Genomic DNA, 17,972 nt, shown 5'->3' on the forward strand with positions numbered 1-17,972 from the left:
GAGGCATGGTGCGCGTCGGCATCACCCGTCCGGCCGGACGGGTGGCCGGGTCCACCCCGTCGGTACCCTGGTGCGGTGACCGACACCTCCGCCACCACCGACCGCCCCACACACGCATGGGGCCACGGCCTCGCGACGATCGCCGCGGACGGCACCGAGCTCGACACCTGGTTCCCGGAGACCCACCTCGGTGCGCTGCCCGCCGACGCGTCGTTCCCGATCGACCTGCAGGAGCACCTCGGCGAGGACGCCCGCCGTGCCGTCCGCATCGAGGCCGTCACGGTCGAGATCGAGATCGACGCCGCGCCAGCGAGCACGCCGGACGCGTACCTGCGCCTCCACCTGCTCAGCCACCTGCTCGTGCAGCCGAACACCGTCAACCTGGACGGGGTCTTCGCGCACCTGCCGATCGTCGCGTGGACGAACGCCGGCCCGGTCCTCCCGGCCGACCTGACGCGGCTGCGACCGTCCCTTCAGCGAGCCGGGATCGCGGTGCACGCGGTGGACAAGTTCCCGCGCCTGCTCGACTACGTCGTGCCGGACCGTGTCCGCATCGGCGACGCCAACCGGGTCCGCCTCGGAGCGCACCTGGCCCCCGGCACCACCGTGATGCACGAGGGATTCGTGAACTTCAACGCGGGCACCCTCGGCGACGCGATGATCGAGGGCCGGGTCTCGCAGGGCGTCGTCGTCGGCGCCGGCACCGACATCGGCGGCGGGGCGTCGATCATGGGCACGCTCTCCGGCGGCGGCACGCACCGGGTGTCGCTCGGCGACCGCGCGCTGCTCGGGGCGAATGCCGGCCTCGGCATCTCGCTCGGCGACGACTCCGTCATCGAGGCGGGCCTCTACGTCACCGCCGGCACCAAGGTCGTGCTCGTCGGGGCGGCCCCGAACCCGGACGGCACCCCGAAGACGGTGAAGGCAGCGGAGCTCTCCGGCACGCCGAACGTCCTGTTCCGTCGCAACAGCCTCTCCGGCGCGGTGGAGGCGCTGCAGCGCCAGGGCGAGGGCATCCAGCTCAACACCGCGCTGCACGCGTAGCCGGTCGCGCCCGGCGCAGGTCGGACGGACGGGAGGCGCGGTGCCAGCCGGCCCCGCGCCTCCCGTCCGCGCGCTCCGCACCCCCGGACGCACATCGCGCCCCGTCGGGACGGGGCGCGATGTGCGTGAGCGGGTGCGATGCTTCAGCGTGCGGGGAGGTCGCGCTCGGGCGCTCCCACGTAGAGCTGCTGCGGGCGCCCGATCTTGTTGAGCGGGTCGTTGTTGAGCTCGCGCCACTGGGCGATCCACCCCGGCAGCCGCCCGATCGCGAACAGCACGGTGAACATCCGCGGTGGGAAGCCCATCGCCTTGTAGATGATGCCCGTGTAGAAGTCGACGTTCGGGTAGAGCTTGCGGCTGACGAAGTACTCGTCCTCGAGCGCGATCTGCTCCAGCTCCATGGCGATGTCGAGCAGGTCGTCCTGCACACCGAGCGCGTCGAGGACCTCGTGTGCGGACTCCTTGACGAGCTTGGCGCGGGGGTCGTAGTTCTTGTAGACGCGGTGCCCGAAGCCCATGAGCTTCACGCCGCGCTCCTTGTTCTTCACCCGCTCGACGAAGCGCTGCACCGGCTCGCCCGAGTCCTTGATCTGCTGGAGCATCTCGAGCACGGCCTCGTTCGCCCCGCCGTGCAGCGGACCGTACAGCGCGTTGATGCCGGCCGAGATCGACGCGAACATGTTCGCCTTGGTCGACCCGACCAGACGCACCGTGGCGGTCGAGGCGTTCTGCTCGTGGTCCTCGTGCAGGATCAGCAGCCGCTCGAGCGCCCGCGAGAGCACCGGGTTCGGCTGGTAGGTCTCGGCCATGGTGCCGAAGTTCAGGCGCAGGAAGTTGTCGACGAACGACAGCGAGTTGTCCGGGTACAGGAACGCCTGGCCGATCGCCTTCTTGTGCGCGTACGCGGCGATGACGGGGAGCTTGGCGAGCAGCCGCACGGTCTGCAGCTCGACCTTCTCCGGGTCGTCGACGTCCATGTCGTCCTCGTAGTACGTGGACAGCGCGCTGACGGCACTGGAGAGCACGGACATCGGGTGCGCCGAGTGCGGGAGCGCGTCGAACAGCCGACGCAGGTCCTCGTGCAGCAGGGTGTGGCGGCGGATGCGCGCGTCGAAGCCCTCGAGCTCGGCGGCGGTGGGCAGCTCGCCGTAGATGAGCAGCCAGGCGACCTCGAGGAACGTGCAGTTCGACGCGATCTGGTCGATCGGGTACCCGCGGTAGCGCAGGATGCCCTGGTCGCCGTCGATGTAGGTGATCGCGCTCTTGGTCGAGCCGGTGTTCACGAAGCCGTAGTCGAGGGTGTTCATCCCGGTCTGCTTCTTGAACGTCGAGATGTCCACCGTGGACGCGCCGTCGACACTCGGCAGGATCGGGAACTCTGCACTGCCGCCCGGGTACGTCAGCGTGGCGGTCTCGGTCGCCTGGTCGGCAGCCGGACTCACGGGGACGGGCGTCGTGGGGGGTGTGGCCGTCTTCTGGACGTCGTTGGCAGTGTCAGTCACCACCCCAGCCTAATCGTGCCGTCTGTCGCTCGTGCACACCCGGAGGATGAAGAGTTGGTGGGAACCACGACTAGCGGCCGTGCGGTCCGGGCGTCGCGTCACGCCCCGGCGAGCCGCCGACCGCTCGTCAGCCGTTGAGCCGCGGCGGCGATCCGTTCGTCGGTGGCGGTGAGCGCGACCCGGACGTGTTCGCCGCCGGCCGTGCCGTAGAAGGTGCCCGGCGCGACCAGGATGCCCCGATCGGCCAACCAGGCGACGGTGTCGAGCGCCGGTTCGCCGCGGGTGGCCCACAGGTACAGGCCGGCCTCGCTGTGGTCGATGCGGAAGCCGGCGCCCTCGAGCGCTCGGCGGAGCATGCCGCGACGGGCACGGTAGCGCGCCTTCTGCTGCTGCACATGGGCGGTGTCCGCCAGGGCGACGACCATCGCCTGCTGCACGGGCAGCGGCGGCATCATGCCGGTGTGCTTGCGGACCGCCAGGACCTCGGCGAGCAGGCGCGCGTCCCCGGCGACGAAGGCGGCTCGGTACCCGGCCAGGTTCGACTGCTTCGACAGCGAGTAGACGCTGAGCACGCCGTCGACGGAGTCGCCCACGACCCGCGGGTCCAGGATCGTCGGGGTCGGCTCGGTGTCGTACGGCGGTTCCCAGCCGAGCTCCGCGTAGCACTCGTCACCGACGACGACCGCGCCGAGTTCGCGTGCCCGGGCCACGGCCGCACGGAGCTGTTCGATCGTGAGCACCCGGCCGTCGGGGTTGCCCGGCGAGTTCAGCCACACGAGCCGCGTCGACGACGGCCACGCGGTCGGGTCGTCCGACGCCAGGGCCGTGGCACCGACGAGCGCCGCACCGAGTTCGTACGTCGGGTACGCGGCGGCGGGGAACACGACCGTGTCCCCACGGCCGATGCCGAGCCACAGCGCGAGCCCGGCGATGAACTCCTTCGAGCCGATCGTCGGCAGGGTCTGGTCCTCGGTCAGCGTGACCCCGTGGCGGCGGCCGTACCAGTCGGCGATCGCCTGCCGCAGCGCAGGCGTGCCGGCGACCTGCGGGTAGGCGTGCGCATCGGTGGCCTCGGCCAGGGCCGTCCGGACCAGCGACGGGGTCGGGTCGACCGGCGAACCGACGCTCAGGTCGACGATGCCACCCTCGTGCTCGGCAGCGCGCTGCTTGAACGGGACGAGCTGGTCCCAGGGGAAGTCGGGGAGGTCGAGCGCCACGGGACGGACCGGGTCAGCCGCGCGGGGGCTCGGCCAGGACGACGGGGTGGTCCTTGTGGATCACGCCGACCTTCGCGGCGCCGCCCGGGGAGCCGACCTCGTCGAAGAACTCGACGTTCGCCTTGTAGTAGTCCGCCCACTGGTCGGGCAGGTCGTCCTCGTAGTAGATGGCCTCGACCGGGCAGACCGGTTCGCAGGCGCCGCAGTCGACGCACTCGTCCGGGTGGATGTACAGCGACCGGTCGCCTTCGTAGATGCAGTCGACGGGGCACTCGTCGATGCACGCACGGTCCTTGACGTCGACACAGGGCTGGGCGATCACGTAGGTCACGGTCGGGGTGCTCCCTTCGAACTGAGCCTCTGAAGTCTACTCGTGCGGCTGGGACGAGCGTGACGACCCGGCGACACCCGTCGCCTTGCTGCCGACGGCGCTGGCGCCGTCACCCGCCCCTGCACCTGTACCGGCCCGGATCCCGGACAGGTCGGGCCACGCGAGCGCCAGCATCGCGATGACGGCCGGCCCGAAGGTCCACACGTACCCGGCGGTGTTCGCGAGCACGAGGGGTGAGCTCTGCCCGCCGACGGACACGAGCACCTGGGTCGCGACGATGATCCCGATCCCGACCGCGGCGACCATGGCACGCGAGCGGTACAGCAACCGCACGCCGACGGTCAGCCCGGCGGCGATCAGGGTCGTCAGCACCATGCCGACCGGGAAGGCGCCGAGGGTCTGCTGGTGGGTGATCGTGCCGAGCCCACCGGCGAGCAACCCGAGCACGAGCGCCACGACGACCGAGGTCACCTTGCCCGCCGGGGACATGTCCGCGTAGGTCTCCGGCGCCGGCGCGACGGGTGGGGCGTCGTGGCGGAAGGCCTCCACCGCGGGGGCGTGCTGCCGGACGCCGTGCGGCATCACCCAGGACAGCGCGGTCGGGTCGGCGGGGTCCACCGGGTCGACGGTGACCTGCGACCGGTACTGCTCGACGGCCGCACGGACCTTCGCGCGCACGGGCAGGACGTCGATCGTCAGGTCGGTGCCCTCGGCCGAGTCGGGGTCGACGATCATCGAGAACGGGACGTCCTCGGCGCGGGCAGCGTACCGGGCCGCGTGGTGCACGCGCACGTGGTCGGGGTGCCCGTAGCCACCGTCGTCGGCGTAGCTCACCACGGCGTCGGCCATCGTCGAGCGGATCGCGGCACGGACGTCGTCCACGACCTCGCCCAGGTCGGCGGCGGTCAGCGAGTCGGCCGGGGCGTCGTCGGCCGCGACCGCGCGGCCGTCGGGCCCCCACTGCATGCCGGAGTCGGAGTAGCGCCGTTCGGGCAGGTCCGTCGGGCGGGCGCCCGGTCCCCCGAGCCACAGGTGCGCTGGTCCGCCGAGCGCGGCGAGTGCGGCACGGATCTCGGTCTCCCGGTGTGCGGCCACCCGCGGCCCGTTGCCCGCGAGCGGCGCCAGCGCGGGCGTCAGCATCTCACCGCGTTCGCCGCGGGTGGCCGTCAGCACCGTCACCTCGGCGCCGAGCTCGAGCAGGGTCGCGATCGTCCCGCCGGACGACAGGGTCTCGTCGTCGGGGTGGGCGTGGACGAGGAGCACGCGCTCGGGGCGCGTCGCGGAGGCCTTGGACATCACGCCCAGGGTACTTCGCCTAGCGCGGGGTCACGATGTACGTCGCCGTGGCGCCGCCGTCCCCCTTCGAGAACGTCAGCACGACGCGGTGGTCGTCGCTCCGGAAGATCCCGAACGCGCTCGAGGCGTCCGCACGCTTGGCCGACTCCGTGAACCCGGCGTCGGTGAGCTGCTGCGCCGCCCCCGCGAAGTCGTCGACCGAGGACGCCCGCACCTGGACGACCCACCCGGAGCCGTTCGGACCGGTGCCACCGCCCAGGACGGTCCCGTCGACCAGGGGCACGGCCGTGGTCGGGAAGCCGTCGGGCACCTTGCCGTCGCTGGTCACGTCGGCGCCCTTGAGCGCCGTGTCGAGCGCGCCGTCGATGCCGCCGGCGACGTTCGCCATGCCCTGCTCGATCGCCTTGCCGTCGATGTGCTGCACGCCCTCGCTGACGCTCGAGGCCACCGAGGACCCGAGGTCCGTGGCCTGCTTGACCGACTCACTGGAGCAGCCGGTCAGGCCGGCCAGGGCGATGCCGGCAGCGACGGCGGCGACGAGTGGCGTGCGGATGGAAGAACGCATGCGGCGACCGTAACCGACCAGCCGGGAGGCCCGACCTGAGTTCCCTGGGAATGTCACGTCCCTGCCGGGCGCGACCAGGGCCTCCCGTCCGGTCCGCGCGTCAGCGCAGGGCTGTGCTCACCGGAGGTAGGCCCCGACCGCCGCGACGAGCGCCTCGACGCCCACCGGGATCGCCGTCTCGGCCTGGGGCGCGTAGAACGGCGAGTGGTTGCTCGGGATGTCCGCCCCGGTGCGGAAGAGCTCGGGGTCGGTGATGCCGGTGAACCAGTACACGATCGGAGCTCCCGCGGCGGTGGCGAGCTGCCCGACGTCCTCGGACGCCATGGCCAGCCCGGACTCGAGGTCGACGGCCTTCGCCACGACGGGGCGGACGGCGTCGAGCACCTTCGCCGCGTTCGCCGAGTCGTTGACGAGCACGTCCGCGCCCGGGGCACGCTCGATGGTCGGGGCGTCCAGGCCGCCGGCGGCGCTCTCGGCGTGCACGATGCGCTCGATCGACGCGATGATCCGGGCCCGCGTGTCCTCGTTCCGGGCGCGCGTGGAGATCTCGATGACGGCCTTGTCCGGGATGATGTTCGCCCGGGTGCCCGCGTGGAAGCTGCCGACCGTGACGACCCCGGCGTCGCTGGGGGCGACCTCGCGTGCGACGACCGTCTGCAGCCGCACGACCGCCGAGGCTGCCGTGACGACCGGGTCGAGCGAGGCCTGCGGGGCGGAGCCGTGCGCGCCGCGACCGTTGAACGTGACCGTCAGCCGGTCGCTCGACGCCATCACGGGGCCGGAGCCCACAGCGACCATGCCGACGGGTGCGGGCGCCGAGTGCTGGCCGAGGACCACGTCGGGCTTCGGGAAGCGGTCGACCAGGCCGTCGTCGATCATCGCGCGGGCGCCGGAGATGACCTCTTCGGCGGGCTGGAACACCGCGACGACGGTGCCGTGCCACTCCGACTGGGTGGCGACCAGGCGCTCGAGCGTGCCGAGCAGCCAGGTGACGTGGATGTCGTGCCCGCAGGCGTGCATCGTCGGGACCTCGTGGCCGGTCTCGTCGGTGCCGTGGTGGGTGCTGGCGTAGGACAGTCCGGTCTGTTCCTCGACCGGCAGACCGTCCATGTCGGCGCGCAGCCACACGACCGGCCCCGCGCCGTTCGTCAGGACCCCGACGACACCGGTGCCGCCGATGCCCGTCGTGACGTCCAGCCCGAGCCCTTCGAGCTCGGTGGCGACGATCCCGGCGGTCCGGTGCTCCTGGAAGCCGAGCTCGGGGTGGGCGTGGAGGTCCTGGTACAGCGCAAGGAGGTCGAGAGTCACGGCATCCACCGTATCCCTCGACCTCCTCAGCGCGAACTCCGCGCGGGTGTTACGCGTCCTGGCGCTTCAGGCGGGCGTACGAGCGCTGGCGAGCCGACGCGTCGAGCTCGACCTTGCGGATGCGCACCGCGGCGGGGGTGACCTCGACGCACTCGTCCTCGCGGGCGAACTCGAGGCACTCCTCCAACGAGAGCTGACGCGACGGCGTCATCGACTCGAAGGTGTCGGCGTTGGCCGACCGCATGTTGGTGAGCTTCTTCTCCTTGGTGATGTTCACGTCCATGTCGTCGGCGCGCGAGTTCTCGCCGATGACCATGCCCTCGTAGACCTCTTCGGTCGGGTTGACGAAGAACGACATGCGCTCCTGCAGGTTGGTGATCGCGAAGGGCGTCACCACACCCGAGCGGTCGGAGACGATCGAGCCGTTGATGCGGGTCTGGATCGCGCCGGCCCACTCGTCGTACCCGTGGAAGATCGCGTTGGCGATGCCGGTGCCGCGGGTCTCCGTGAGGAACGAGGTGCGGAAGCCGATCAGGCCACGCGACGGGACGATGAACTCCATGCGCACCCAGCCGGTGCCGTGGTTCGTCATGTTCTCCATGCGGCCCTTGCGCGCGGCCATGAGCTGCGTGATCGCGCCGAGGTACTCCTCTGGCGTGTCGATCGTCATGTGCTCGTACGGCTCCTGCAGCTTGCCGTTCTCGTCACGCTTGGTGACGACCTGCGGCTTGCCGACGGTGAGCTCGAAGCCCTCGCGACGCATCTGCTCGACCAGGATGGCGAGCGCGAGCTCACCACGGCCCTGGACCTCCCACGCGTCGGGGCGGCCGATGTCGAGGACCTTGAGCGAGACGTTGCCGACGAGCTCGCGGTCGAGGCGCTCCTTGACCATGCGGGCGGTCAGCTTGTGGCCCTTGACCTTGCCCACGAGCGGGCTGGTGTTCGTGCCGATCGTCATCGAGATCGCGGGGTCGTCGACCGTGATGGTCGGCAGCGGCCGGACGTCCTCGGGGTCGGTCAGGGTCTCACCGATGGTGATCGTGTCGAAGCCGGCGACGGCGACGATGTCACCGGGGCCCGCGGACTCGGCCGGGTAGCGGTCGAGCGCCTTCGTGATGAGGAGCTCGGTGATGCGGGCGTTGACGACGGTGCCGTCGTGCTTGACCCACGCGACCGTCTGGCCCTTCTTCATGGTGCCGTGGAAGATGCGCAGGAGCGCCAGACGACCGAGGAACGGCGACGCGTCGAGGTTCGTGACGTGCGCCTGCAGGGGGTGCTCGTCGTCGTACTTCGGGGCCGGGACGTGCTGCAGGATCGCCTCGAACAGCGGCTCGAGGTCGTCGTTGTCGGGCAGTGAGCCGTCGGCCGGCTTGTTGCGCGACGCGGCACCGGCACGGCCGGAGGCGTAGACCACCGGCACGTCGAGGATCGCGTCGAGGTCGAGGTCGTCGACCTCGTCCGACAGGTCGGAGGCCAGGCCGAGCAGCAGGTCCTGCGACTCGGAGACGACCTCGTCGATGCGGGAGTCCGGGCGGTCCGTCTTGTTGACGAGCAGGATCACCGGGAGCTTGGCGGCGAGCGCCTTGCGGAGCACGAAGCGGGTCTGGGGCAACGGGCCCTCGGACGCGTCGACGAGCAGGACGACACCGTCGACCATGGACAGGCCGCGCTCGACTTCCCCACCGAAGTCGGCGTGGCCGGGGGTGTCGATGACGTTGATCGTGATGGGGCCGTCCGCGCCGAACTCGGTCGCGTGCTTGCCGTTGTAGAGCACCGACGTGTTCTTCGCGAGGATCGTGATGCCCTTCTCGCGCTCGAGGTCGTTCGAGTCCATCATGCGGTCTTCGCCCTCGAAGTGGGCGTCGAACGAGTTGGTCTGCGTGAGCATCGCGTCGACGAGGGTGGTCTTGCCGTGGTCGACGTGTGCCACGATGGCGACGTTGCGCAGGTCGGACCGGGTGGCGAGCGCCATACAGGACATCCTTCAGATTCTGGGAGAGTGTCGGGCCAGTGGTCGAACAGTGGTTCGACCGCACCGCACCCGTGGGCAGAACGCCCGACACACCAGTCTACCGGTAGTCCGCAACCCTCAGGAGTCCACCAGATGAGCCGACGGCGAACGTGGGTCGAGATCACCATCGTCCTGCTGCTCTCGCTCGGTGGCAGCGCCCTGTACTCGGTGCTGCAGATCATCGACGACCTGTCGCAGACGACCCCGCTCGGGCAGCAGTCCACCGCGCTCAACACGTCGACCACGACCGTGCAGTACGTCGACCTCGCGCGGCAGCTCGTGGGCATCGCGGTCGACCTGGCTCCGGTCGCGCTGGTCTGCTACCTCCTCTGGCGGACGACTCGCCCGCACCTCGGCGCGCTCGGCATCGACCGGTTCCGGGTGCGGACCGACCTGGGCCTGCCGGTGCTCATCGCGCTCGGCATCGGGATCCCCGGGCTCGCCCTCTACTTCACCGGGCGGGCGATGGGCTTCACGGTGGACGTGGACCCCGCGGCGCTCGGCTCGTACTGGTGGACCGTCCCCGTGCTGCTGCTGTCGGCGATCCGGTCCGGCCTGCAGGAGGAGGTCATCGTCATCGGCTACCTGTACCGGCGGCTCGGCGAGCTCGGGTGGGGGCGGTGGCAGGTCATCCTGTCGACGGCGCTGCTGCGCGGCAGCTACCACCTGTACCAGGGCTTCGGAGCGTTCGTCGGCAACGCGGTGATGGGCATCGTGTTCGGCTGGATCTACACGAAGTGGGGACGGCTGATGCCGCTCATCGTCACGCACTGCCTGCTCGACGCGGCCGTGTTCGTCGGGTACCCGTTCGTGGCACACGCGTTCCCGCAGCTGTTCTCGTAGGCCGCGGTGCGCGGTCTGCCGAGACCACATGACGGACGGGAGGCCCGGTGCCAGCTGGCACCGGGCCTCCCGTCCGTCTGTCGTCGGCTACGCGACGAGCGTCGCGACCCGCTCCGGGTAGTGGCACGCGGCCCGGTGGTCCACCGATCCGCCGCGGTGTGCGGCCTTCTCCGGGACCTCCTGCTGGCAGCGGCGTTTGTCGGCGTCCGGCAGCATCGCGTAGAGCGGGCACCGCGACCGGAAGCGGCATCCGGTCTGCCGCTCGGTCGGGCTGGGCGGGTCGCCGGGCAGCAGGATCGTCGTCCGGCTCCGCTCGAGGACCGGGTCCGGCACCGGGACGGCCGACATGAGCGCTGCCGTGTAGGGGTGCATCGGGCGTTCGAAGACCTCGTCGACCGCCCCTTCCTCGACGGTGCGGCCGAGGTACATCACGCTGACCCGGTCCGCGACGTGCCGGATCACGGACAGGTCGTGCGAGACGAACAGGTACGACAGTCCCAGTCGGGCCTTGAGGTCGGCGAGCAGGTTGAGCACGCCGGCCTGGATCGAGACGTCGAGCGCCGAGACCGGTTCGTCGAGGACGACGAGCTCGGGCTCGGTCGCGAGCGCCCGGGCGATCGAGATGCGCTGCCGCTGGCCGCCGGAGAACTCGTGCGGGTAGCGGTCCGCCTCGGACGGCCGCAGTCCGACGAGTTCGAGCAGCTCGGGCACGCGATCCTGGATCCGGTCGGCACTGGCGCCCACCGCGCGGAGCGGTTCGGCGACCACGTCGTGGATGCTCATGCGCGGGTCGAGGCTGGCGGCCGGGTCCTGGAACACCATCGAGATCCGCTTGCGCAGCGCCCGCGCCCCGCTCTTGCTCGTGTCCACCGGGGCGCCGAAGAGCTCGACCGAGCCGTGCTCCGGCGCCTCGAGGTCCATGAGCTGGTGCAGCGTCGTGGACTTGCCCGATCCGGACTCCCCCACCAGGCCGAGCGTCTCGCCCTGCCGGATGTCCAGGTCGACCCCGTCGACGGCGAAGACCTCGCCGACCTTGCGGCGGAACACGGCGCCCTTGACGAGCGGGAAGGTCTTCGTCAGGCCCTCGACCTGCACGACGGGGGTCCGGTCCGCGCGCGGGACGTGCGCGGTCGGGACGGCGTCGATCTCCGGGAGGTGGAAGATCGCGCCGGCGTCGGCGTGGGCCGCTGCGACCTCGTCGGTGCGGTGGCAGGCGGCGGCGTGCGGGGTCGCGGTGCCGGCGCTGTTGCTCGGGTTCGTGCCGGTGCCGGTACCGGTGGCTGCGTTCGTGCCGGTTGTTGCGTTCGTGCTGGTTGTTGGGGACGTCCCGGTTGCTGCGTTCGTGCCGGTGCTCGTGGTTTCGGCCGGTCGGCCGGTCGCGACGTCGAGCACGCGGAGGGCTGGCTCGGTCCCGCGGCAGACGTCGGCAACCAGCGGGCACCGGTCGGCGAACGGGCAGGCGTCAGGCAGGCCGATCAGCGACGGCGGTGATCCCGGGATCGGCACGAGCGGCCCTCCGGTCGACTCGTCCAGCCGGGGCAGCGCCCCGATCAGACCGATCGTGTAGGGCATGCGGGGACGGGCGAACAGATCCACGGCGCTGGCGGTCTCGACGATCCGGCCGGCGTACATCACCGCGATCCGGTCCGCGATCCCGGCGATCACGCCGAGGTCGTGGCTGACGAACACGAGCGCGGCACCGGTCTCGCGTTGCGCGGTCCGCAGCACGTCGATGATCTGCGCCTGGATCGTCACGTCGAGCGCCGTCGTCGGCTCGTCGGCCAGGATGACCTCGGGGTCGTTGGCCATCGCCATCGCGATCATCGCGCGCTGCCGCATGCCACCGGAGAACTCGTGCGGGAAGGCGTCGACCCGGGTGTCGGCCTGGGGGATGCCGACGAGCTGGAGCAGCTCGATCGCCCGGGCCCGGGCCTGCTGCTTCGTGCCACCGCGGTGGATGCGGACGGTCTCGGCGATCTGCTCGCCGATCGTGTACACCGGCGTGAACGCGGACAGCGGGTCCTGGAAGACCATCGCGACCTTCGCGCCGCGCAGTCGGCTCATCTGCTTGTCGCTCCGGCCGACCAGCTGCTCGCCGTCGAGCTCGATCGAGCCGTCCACCCGCGTGGTGTCCGGCAGCAGCCCGAGGACGGCCAGGCTCGTGACGGACTTGCCCGAGCCGGACTCCCCCACGATGCCGAGGACCTCGCCGCGCCGCAGTTCGAGGTCGACGCCGCGGACGGCGTGCACCTCGCCCCGCGGCGTCGGGAAGCGGACGTGCAGGTCGCGGACGCGCAGGATCGTGTCGGTGTCGGTGCCCGTCGAGCGGGTCGGTGTCGTTGCTTCGGTGCTCATGCGCCCGCTCCGGTTCCCGGTGCGGCGGTCATGCGCCCGCTCCGGCCTGGGTGTTCAACGCGGCCACGTCGACGGCCGCCTGGTTCTGGTCGCGACGACGGTTCCGCTTCTGACGCTTGCCGGTCGTGGACGTCGGGTCGAGGGCGTCCCGCAGACCGTCACCGATCAGGTTCGCGGCGATCGCGAAGACCACCAGGGCACCCGCTGCGAAGTAGAACAGCCACGGGCTGGTCAGCGCGTTGTCCTGGTTCTGGGCGATCAGGGTGCCGAGCGAGACGTCGGGCGCCTGCACGCCGAAGCCGAAGTAGCTCAGGGTGGTCTCACCGAGCACCGCGGTCGCGACCTGGATCGTGCCGTCGATGATGAGGAACGAGGCCACGTTCGGCAGCACGTGCCGGAAGATGATCCGGAACGGGCCGATCCCCATGTAGCGGGCGGCTCGGACGAACTCGCGCTCCTTGACGGACAGCGTCATCGACCGGACCACCCGCGCGGTGATCATCCAGCCGAACACGGTGATGAGCACCACGAGGACGATCCAGCCGGCGTTCTGGATGCGCGGGCTGATGATCGCGATGATGAGGAACGACGGCAGCACGAGCAGCATGTCGACGAAGAACATCACGATCCGGTCGACCCAGCCGCCGAAGTACCCGGCGGCAGCGCCGGTGATCGCGGCGATGGCGGTCGAGAACACGGCGACGAGCAGGCCGATGAGCAGGCTCTTCTGCATCCCGCGGGCGGTCTGCGCGAAGACGTCCTGCCCGATGTTGTTCGTCCCGAACCAGTGCGCGGCGCTCGGCGGTCGGGTGAAGGACGTGTAGTCGATCTGCGAGTACTGCCACGGGCTGACCAGCGGGCCGATGAAGGCGAAGGCGAACAGCAGCAGCACCACGATCGTGCCGACGCCGGCGCCCCGGTTCATGAACAGGCGTCGGGCGGTCTGCGTGAAGCGGTTGCCCTGCCGGACGGCGCGGGCCGGGGTGTCGCTCCGGGCGACGAGCGTCGGGTCGACGGGCTCGATGCGGGTGTCGGTCATGTCAGGCCCTCCGGACGCGCGGGTCGAGTGCGGCGGTGGCGACGTCGGCCAGGAACCCGGCGATCAGCACCACCACGGCCGCGAACAGCGTGTACGCCGTCACGACGTTGACGTCGTTGTTGTTCACCGCGTCGATGAACCAGGACCCCAACCCGTTCCACGCGAAGATCTTCTCGGTCAGGGTCGCGCCGGTCAGGATCCCGAGGAACCCGTAGGCGAACAGTGTCGTCATCGGGATGAGCGCCGTTCGGAGCCCGTGCTTGAAGGTGGCCCGACCGCGGGTGAGCCCCTTCGCCCGTGCCGTCCGCAGGAAGTCCGAGCCGAGCACGTCGAGCATCGTCGCGCGTTGGTACCGGCTGTAGATCGCGATCAACCCCACCGCGATCGAGATCGTCGGCAACAGCAGGTGCGCGCCGCGGTCGAGCAGGAGCGTCCATGCCGACCCGTCGAGCCCCGGGGTGGCCTCACCCGTGAAGTTGATGATCTGGCTGCCCGCGTCCTGGTTGAGCTTCGTCGCCCCGATCTTCAGGAAGACCGCCGTCAGGAACACGGGTGTGGAGAACAGGATGATCGAGATCGCCGCACTCACCCGGTCGGAGATCTTGTACTGCCGGATCGCGTTCCAGACGCCGAGCAGCACCCCGAGCAGGATGCCGGCGACCGACCCCACCAGGAGCAGCCGGAGACTCACCCCCAGCCGCGGGAAGAACTGCTCGTTCACCGAACGGTCCTGGATCGTCTGGCCGAGGTCGCCGTGCACGACGTCCCCGAGCCAGTGCGTGTACCGGATGACGACCGGCGTCTTGTCGTTGACGCCGATGTCGTCGAGCTTGGCGTCGATGACCTGTGCCGAGGGCGCCGGGTTGCGCTGCGCGTACACGGAGCGGGGACTGAACGTGGCTGACGCCAGGAAGTAGGTCAGCGAGGTCGCGATGAAGACGAGCACGACGTAGTACACGAATCGACGCGCCAGGAAGCGGATCATTCCGACACCTTACGACCCCGATTGTTTCCGGCAGATCACGCGGACCGTCCGGCCGGGTAACGATTGATGGTTCGAACGCGAAATGTTCTCTCACCCCCGCGGGAGGGTCATAAGGTGAGTCCCAACTTCACGAGGGGAACACAATGAAGCACGGGAAATTCCTCGCGGTGACGGCGGCCCTCGCCGGGATCGCACTCGCCGTCACGGGCTGCTCCGGCGGATCCGGCGGCTCCGGTGGCTCCAGCTCGAGCGACTCCGGCAAGAAGACCCTGCCGACCTCGGCGCAGATCAACGCGCAGCCGGTCTCGGACCTGCAGGACGGCGGCACGCTCCGTCTGCCGATCTCGCAGTGGGTCTCGCAGTGGAACTACAACCAGGTCGACGGACCGCTGGTCGACGCCTCGACGATCGAACAGGCGACGATGCCGTTCATCTACACGATCGACGGCAAGGGCGCCCCGACGCTGGACACGGACTACGTGTCCAAAGCCGAGGTCACCAGCCAGGACCCGCTCACGATCGAGTACACGATCAACGACAAGGCGAAGTGGAACGACGGTTCGCCGATCACGTGGCGTGACTTCGAGAACGAGTGGAAGACCACCAACGGCACCGACAAGGACTACCTGATCGCAGGGTCCACCGGGTACGAGGACATCGACTCCGTCACCCAGGGTGCCACCGAGCAGGACGTCGTGGTGAAGTTCGCCACCCCGTTCTCCGACTGGAAGTCGCTGTTCAGCCCGCTCTACCCGGCCAGCCAGACCAGCACGCCCGACCAGTTCAACAACAACTACAAGGGCAAGGTCCCGGTCTCCTCCGGTCCGTACAAGATCACGGACCTCAACGAGACCGCCGGCACCGTCACGATGAAGCCGGACGAGAACTGGTGGGGTGACAAGCCCAAGCTCGACCAGGTCATCTTCCGCTCGCTCGACGGCAACGCCGACGTGGACGCGTACCTGAACAAGGAGATCGACTCCGTCCTCACGACGACGTCGGAGCGCTTCGACCGCGTCAAGAACGCGAAGAACACGAAGATCCTCGCCTCGACGTCCGCGCAGTACACCCACGTCGACTTCTCGACGAACGGTCTGCTCAAGGACAAGGAACTCCGTCTGGCGATCCAGCACGCGGTGAACCGCGACGCCCTGGCGCAGGTCATCGGCGGGACACTCCCCTACAAGCTCGGCACGCTCGACAACCACCTGTTCCTGTCCACGGACAAGGGCTACAAGTCGAACATCGACCCGAACGCCACCTTCGACGTCGAGAAGGCGAAGAAGATCCTCGACGACGACGGGTGGAAGACCGACGGCACCTACCGCACCAAGGACGGCAAACAGCTCGCGATCGCCATCACGATCCCGTCCGGTGCCCCGACCTCGCAGCAGTTGGCGCAGGTCATGCAGCAGCAGCTGAAGGAGATCGGCGTGAAGCTCACGCTGAAGTCCGTCGCCACCGACGACTTCTTCACCCAGTACGTCACGCCGGGCAACTACGACATGACGATCTTCGTCTGGGGTGGCACCGGCTTCCACTCCAGCAGCGCGACGATCTACACGTCGGGTGACGTCGGCCAGAACTACGGCCGCGTCAGCTCGAGCACGATCGACACGCTGACGAAGCAGGCCCTCTCCGAGCCCGACTCGGACAAGGCCAACGTCATCTGGAACAAGATCGACAAGCAGGTCTGGGCGATCGGGCACTCCATGCCGATCACCGCCAAGCCCGCGCTCGTCGCGCAGAACCCGAAGCTCGCCAACTACGGCGCCTTCGCGGGAGCACAGAACATCGACTGGACCAAGGTCGGCTTCACCAAGTAGCACCAGCAGCACACCACGGGGTCGGACGCACCGCGCGTCCGGCCCCGTCGTGCTCGGTGCGGGCTCCCGGTTCCCGGGTGCCGTGCAGCGCGCCGTCGGTCGGGGCACATGCCCGGGTCCTACCGTGTGCCCATGAGCATCCCCGCGGTCGGTGACCCGGCACCGACGTTCACCCTCCCGGGCATGATCATCCGTGACGGCGTGCGTTCGGACGCCGAGTACGACCTGGCGTCCGAGTACGGCCGCACCGTCGTGCTGGCGTTCTACCCCGGCGATGCGACTCCGGTGTGCACGGCCCAGCTCTGCAGCTACCAGCAGGAGCTCGACGACTTCGACGATCTGGGCGCCGTCGTGTGGGGCATCAGCCCGCAGGCGTTGGACTCGCACGAGACCTTCGCCCGCGGCGCGTCGCTCACGTTCCCGCTGCTCAGCGACATCGCCAGCGCGGTCGTCCGTGACTACGGCGTCCACGTGCCAGGGCTCGGTCTGCGTCGATCCGTCTTCGTGATCGGGCCGGACGGGATCCTCCGCTGGCGCCACGTCGGACTCGTGGGTCTGCGCTTCCCGAAGGCCGCCGCGATCCGCGCACAGATCGAGCAGCTGGTCGCGTGACCCTTCGGCGTGTCGTACCGGCAAGTTTCTCGATCTGAGGTATTGACACCCGAACTGGGGTCCAGGACCATCGTGGGTACGAGAGGTCCCGAAAGGGCTTGTCTCCCCGGGGAATCGGGTCGCCAGCTGGTACGCGCAAGGCGTTTCACGTCCGCTCGGCAGGCGTCCCCGGGGAGGCACTCGCCCGAACCGGACTCGCCCGTGCTGCGCTCCTCCGGTTGCCGTACTCCTACGATTGCAGGATGAGCGCCTCCCCCGGACCCGACACCACACGGATCGTCGCCCCCGGGATGCGGACCCTCGCCGTCGCACTGTGGGTCGTCGCCGTCGTACTCCTGGTGCTCGGCTTCGTCGTGCGCGGTCAGACGTCCGCGTGGCTCGTCCCGGTCCCGAGTGCGTGCATCGCGTTCGTCGCCTGGGCCGTGCTCTGGCGTCCGCGCCTCGAGCTCACGCACGACGCCCTCGTCGTGGTCGACGTCCGCCGGACCTCGTCCTACGCCTGGCCGCGGGTCGCCGGCGTCCGGACGAAGTACGGCCTCGAGGTCCAGTCCACCGAACCCGACCGCCGCACCTGGATCGCGCCGCGTCCGACGGCGCGGCTGCGGATCGACCGGCCGGGAGGCTCGGTGCCGGCAACCGTCGACACCGCGGCTGCTGAGGTGCTCGCCCGGGTCCCCGTGGCGGCCGCGCAGGACGGCCCGCCTCCGGCGACCGTGGCCGCGCTGCCGATCGTCCACAGGGTGCACGGCTGGTCGATCCTCGCGATGATCATCCTCGGCATCGCCGCGTCCATGGCTGCCGCGCGCCTGTAGTCCCACTCGCTCCCCCGACGCTGGCGGACTGCCTGGCGGTGCGCATCCCACGCCGAGCGGGCGTTTCTGCACGGTGTCGCGCTCTCGCACTCCGCCGTTCCGCCCGCTCAGCACCCGTCCGCCCGCTCCTCGTCACCCGCGCCACCGCCCCGTCACCCGCGAGCGGGCGAGGTGTCGCAGTCGCGCCGCCGGCCACTCCGCGCTTCCGCCCGCTCGCGATGCCCGG

General features: G+C 70.1%; 15 protein-coding genes. 5 read left to right on the forward strand and 10 right to left on the reverse strand.

The features are described 5' to 3' along the window. Window positions 1-75: 75 nt before the first annotated feature. A complete protein-coding gene (gene dapD, locus BIU90_RS00235; protein ID WP_071298236.1) occupies window positions 76-1,044 on the forward strand; it encodes a 2,3,4,5-tetrahydropyridine-2,6-dicarboxylate N-succinyltransferase in 969 nt (322 codons plus the stop codon). 143 nt (window positions 1,045-1,187) lie between these two features. On the opposite strand, the gene BIU90_RS00240 is transcribed toward dapD, so the two are convergent. From BIU90_RS00240 to typA, 7 genes are all read right to left on the reverse strand, one after another. Next, window positions 1,188-2,486 (reverse strand): citrate synthase, encoded by a 1,299-nt coding sequence (locus tag BIU90_RS00240; protein WP_083403568.1) that lies wholly within the window; start codon window positions 2,484-2,486, stop codon window positions 1,188-1,190. A gap of 158 nt (window positions 2,487-2,644) precedes the next feature. Next, window positions 2,645-3,763 carry a succinyldiaminopimelate transaminase gene (gene dapC, locus BIU90_RS00245; RefSeq protein ID WP_071298237.1) on the reverse strand — a complete coding sequence of 373 codons (1,119 nt, stop codon included), beginning with the start codon at window positions 3,761-3,763 and terminating at the stop codon, window positions 2,645-2,647. A 13-nt stretch (window positions 3,764-3,776) separates the two neighbouring features. Continuing rightward, window positions 3,777-4,094, reverse strand: a complete 318-nt coding sequence (fdxA, locus tag BIU90_RS00250; RefSeq protein WP_065959672.1) for a ferredoxin — start codon at window positions 4,092-4,094, stop codon at window positions 3,777-3,779. A 36-nt stretch (window positions 4,095-4,130) separates the two neighbouring features. Continuing rightward, on the reverse strand, window positions 4,131-5,390 hold the full coding sequence (locus tag BIU90_RS00255) for a PIG-L family deacetylase (RefSeq protein WP_071298238.1): 1,260 nt from the start codon (window positions 5,388-5,390) through the stop codon (window positions 4,131-4,133). A gap of 19 nt (window positions 5,391-5,409) precedes the next feature. After that, a complete protein-coding gene (locus tag BIU90_RS00260; RefSeq protein WP_071298239.1) occupies window positions 5,410-5,955 on the reverse strand; it encodes a hypothetical protein in 546 nt (181 codons plus the stop codon). A gap of 117 nt (window positions 5,956-6,072) precedes the next feature. Beyond that, window positions 6,073-7,263, reverse strand: a complete 1,191-nt coding sequence (locus BIU90_RS00265) for an amidohydrolase (RefSeq protein ID WP_071298310.1) — start codon at window positions 7,261-7,263, stop codon at window positions 6,073-6,075. Window positions 7,264-7,312: 49 nt separating this feature from the next. Continuing rightward, entirely contained in the window at window positions 7,313-9,235 is a 1,923-nt protein-coding gene (typA, locus tag BIU90_RS00270; protein ID WP_071298240.1) for a translational GTPase TypA, read from the reverse strand. A gap of 132 nt (window positions 9,236-9,367) precedes the next feature. Here typA and BIU90_RS00275 point away from each other — a divergent pair, with 132 nt between their 5' ends. Further along, a complete protein-coding gene (locus tag BIU90_RS00275; RefSeq protein WP_071298241.1) occupies window positions 9,368-10,117 on the forward strand; it encodes a CPBP family intramembrane glutamic endopeptidase in 750 nt (249 codons plus the stop codon). 87 nt (window positions 10,118-10,204) lie between these two features. Here BIU90_RS00275 and BIU90_RS00280 read toward each other — a convergent pair whose 3' ends face one another. Genes BIU90_RS00280 through BIU90_RS00290 form a run of 3 tightly spaced genes read right to left on the reverse strand, consistent with a single transcriptional unit; the run spans window position 10,205 to window position 14,496 of the window. Further along, on the reverse strand, window positions 10,205-12,472 hold the full coding sequence (locus BIU90_RS00280; protein WP_071298242.1) for an ABC transporter ATP-binding protein: 2,268 nt from the start codon (window positions 12,470-12,472) through the stop codon (window positions 10,205-10,207). Between the two features lie 28 nt (window positions 12,473-12,500). Beyond that, complete coding sequence (locus BIU90_RS00285; RefSeq protein ID WP_083403558.1) at window positions 12,501-13,511, reverse strand: ABC transporter permease; 1,011 nt, start codon at window positions 13,509-13,511, stop codon at window positions 12,501-12,503. Between the two features lies 1 nt (window position 13,512). Next, a complete protein-coding gene (locus tag BIU90_RS00290) occupies window positions 13,513-14,496 on the reverse strand; it encodes an ABC transporter permease (RefSeq protein ID WP_071298243.1) in 984 nt (327 codons plus the stop codon). 143 nt (window positions 14,497-14,639) lie between these two features. Between BIU90_RS00290 and BIU90_RS00295 the strand changes: the two genes are divergently transcribed. The 3 genes from BIU90_RS00295 (at window position 14,640) to BIU90_RS00305 (ending at window position 17,746) form a co-directional block, all read left to right on the forward strand. Continuing rightward, entirely contained in the window at window positions 14,640-16,322 is a 1,683-nt protein-coding gene (locus BIU90_RS00295) for an ABC transporter family substrate-binding protein (protein ID WP_071298244.1), read from the forward strand. 132 nt (window positions 16,323-16,454) lie between these two features. Then, window positions 16,455-16,934: a peroxiredoxin gene (locus BIU90_RS00300; RefSeq protein WP_071298245.1), complete on the forward strand. Its 480-nt coding sequence runs from the start codon at window positions 16,455-16,457 to the stop codon at window positions 16,932-16,934. Between the two features lie 242 nt (window positions 16,935-17,176). Then, window positions 17,177-17,746: a PH domain-containing protein gene (locus BIU90_RS00305; RefSeq protein WP_071298246.1), complete on the forward strand. Its 570-nt coding sequence runs from the start codon at window positions 17,177-17,179 to the stop codon at window positions 17,744-17,746. Window positions 17,747-17,972: the final 226 nt, after the last annotated feature.

Source organism: Curtobacterium sp. MCBA15_001 (assembly GCF_001864835.1).
Classification (GTDB): Bacteria; Actinomycetota; Actinomycetes; order Actinomycetales; family Microbacteriaceae; genus Curtobacterium.

Excerpts from the sequence above, each read along its gene's own strand:
- BIU90_RS00290 (WP_071298243.1), bottom strand. The coding sequence starts at position 14,496 with ATGATCCGCTTCCTGGCGCGTCGATTCGTGTACTACGTCGTGCTCGTC.
- BIU90_RS00285 (WP_083403558.1), bottom strand. The coding sequence starts at position 13,511 with ATGACCGACACCCGCATCGAGCCCGTCGACCCGACGCTCGTCGCCCGG.
- BIU90_RS00275 (WP_071298241.1), top strand. The coding sequence starts at position 9,368 with ATGAGCCGACGGCGAACGTGGGTCGAGATCACCATCGTCCTGCTGCTC.
- BIU90_RS00305 (WP_071298246.1), top strand. The coding sequence starts at position 17,177 with ATGAGCGCCTCCCCCGGACCCGACACCACACGGATCGTCGCCCCCGGG.
- BIU90_RS00255 (WP_071298238.1), bottom strand. The coding sequence starts at position 5,390 with ATGTCCAAGGCCTCCGCGACGCGCCCCGAGCGCGTGCTCCTCGTCCAC.
- BIU90_RS00260 (WP_071298239.1), bottom strand. The coding sequence starts at position 5,955 with ATGCGTTCTTCCATCCGCACGCCACTCGTCGCCGCCGTCGCTGCCGGC.
- BIU90_RS00295 (WP_071298244.1), top strand. The coding sequence starts at position 14,640 with ATGAAGCACGGGAAATTCCTCGCGGTGACGGCGGCCCTCGCCGGGATC.
- BIU90_RS00300 (WP_071298245.1), top strand. The coding sequence starts at position 16,455 with ATGAGCATCCCCGCGGTCGGTGACCCGGCACCGACGTTCACCCTCCCG.
- typA (WP_071298240.1), bottom strand. The coding sequence starts at position 9,235 with ATGGCGCTCGCCACCCGGTCCGACCTGCGCAACGTCGCCATCGTGGCA.
- BIU90_RS00280 (WP_071298242.1), bottom strand. The coding sequence starts at position 12,472 with ATGAGCACCGAAGCAACGACACCGACCCGCTCGACGGGCACCGACACC.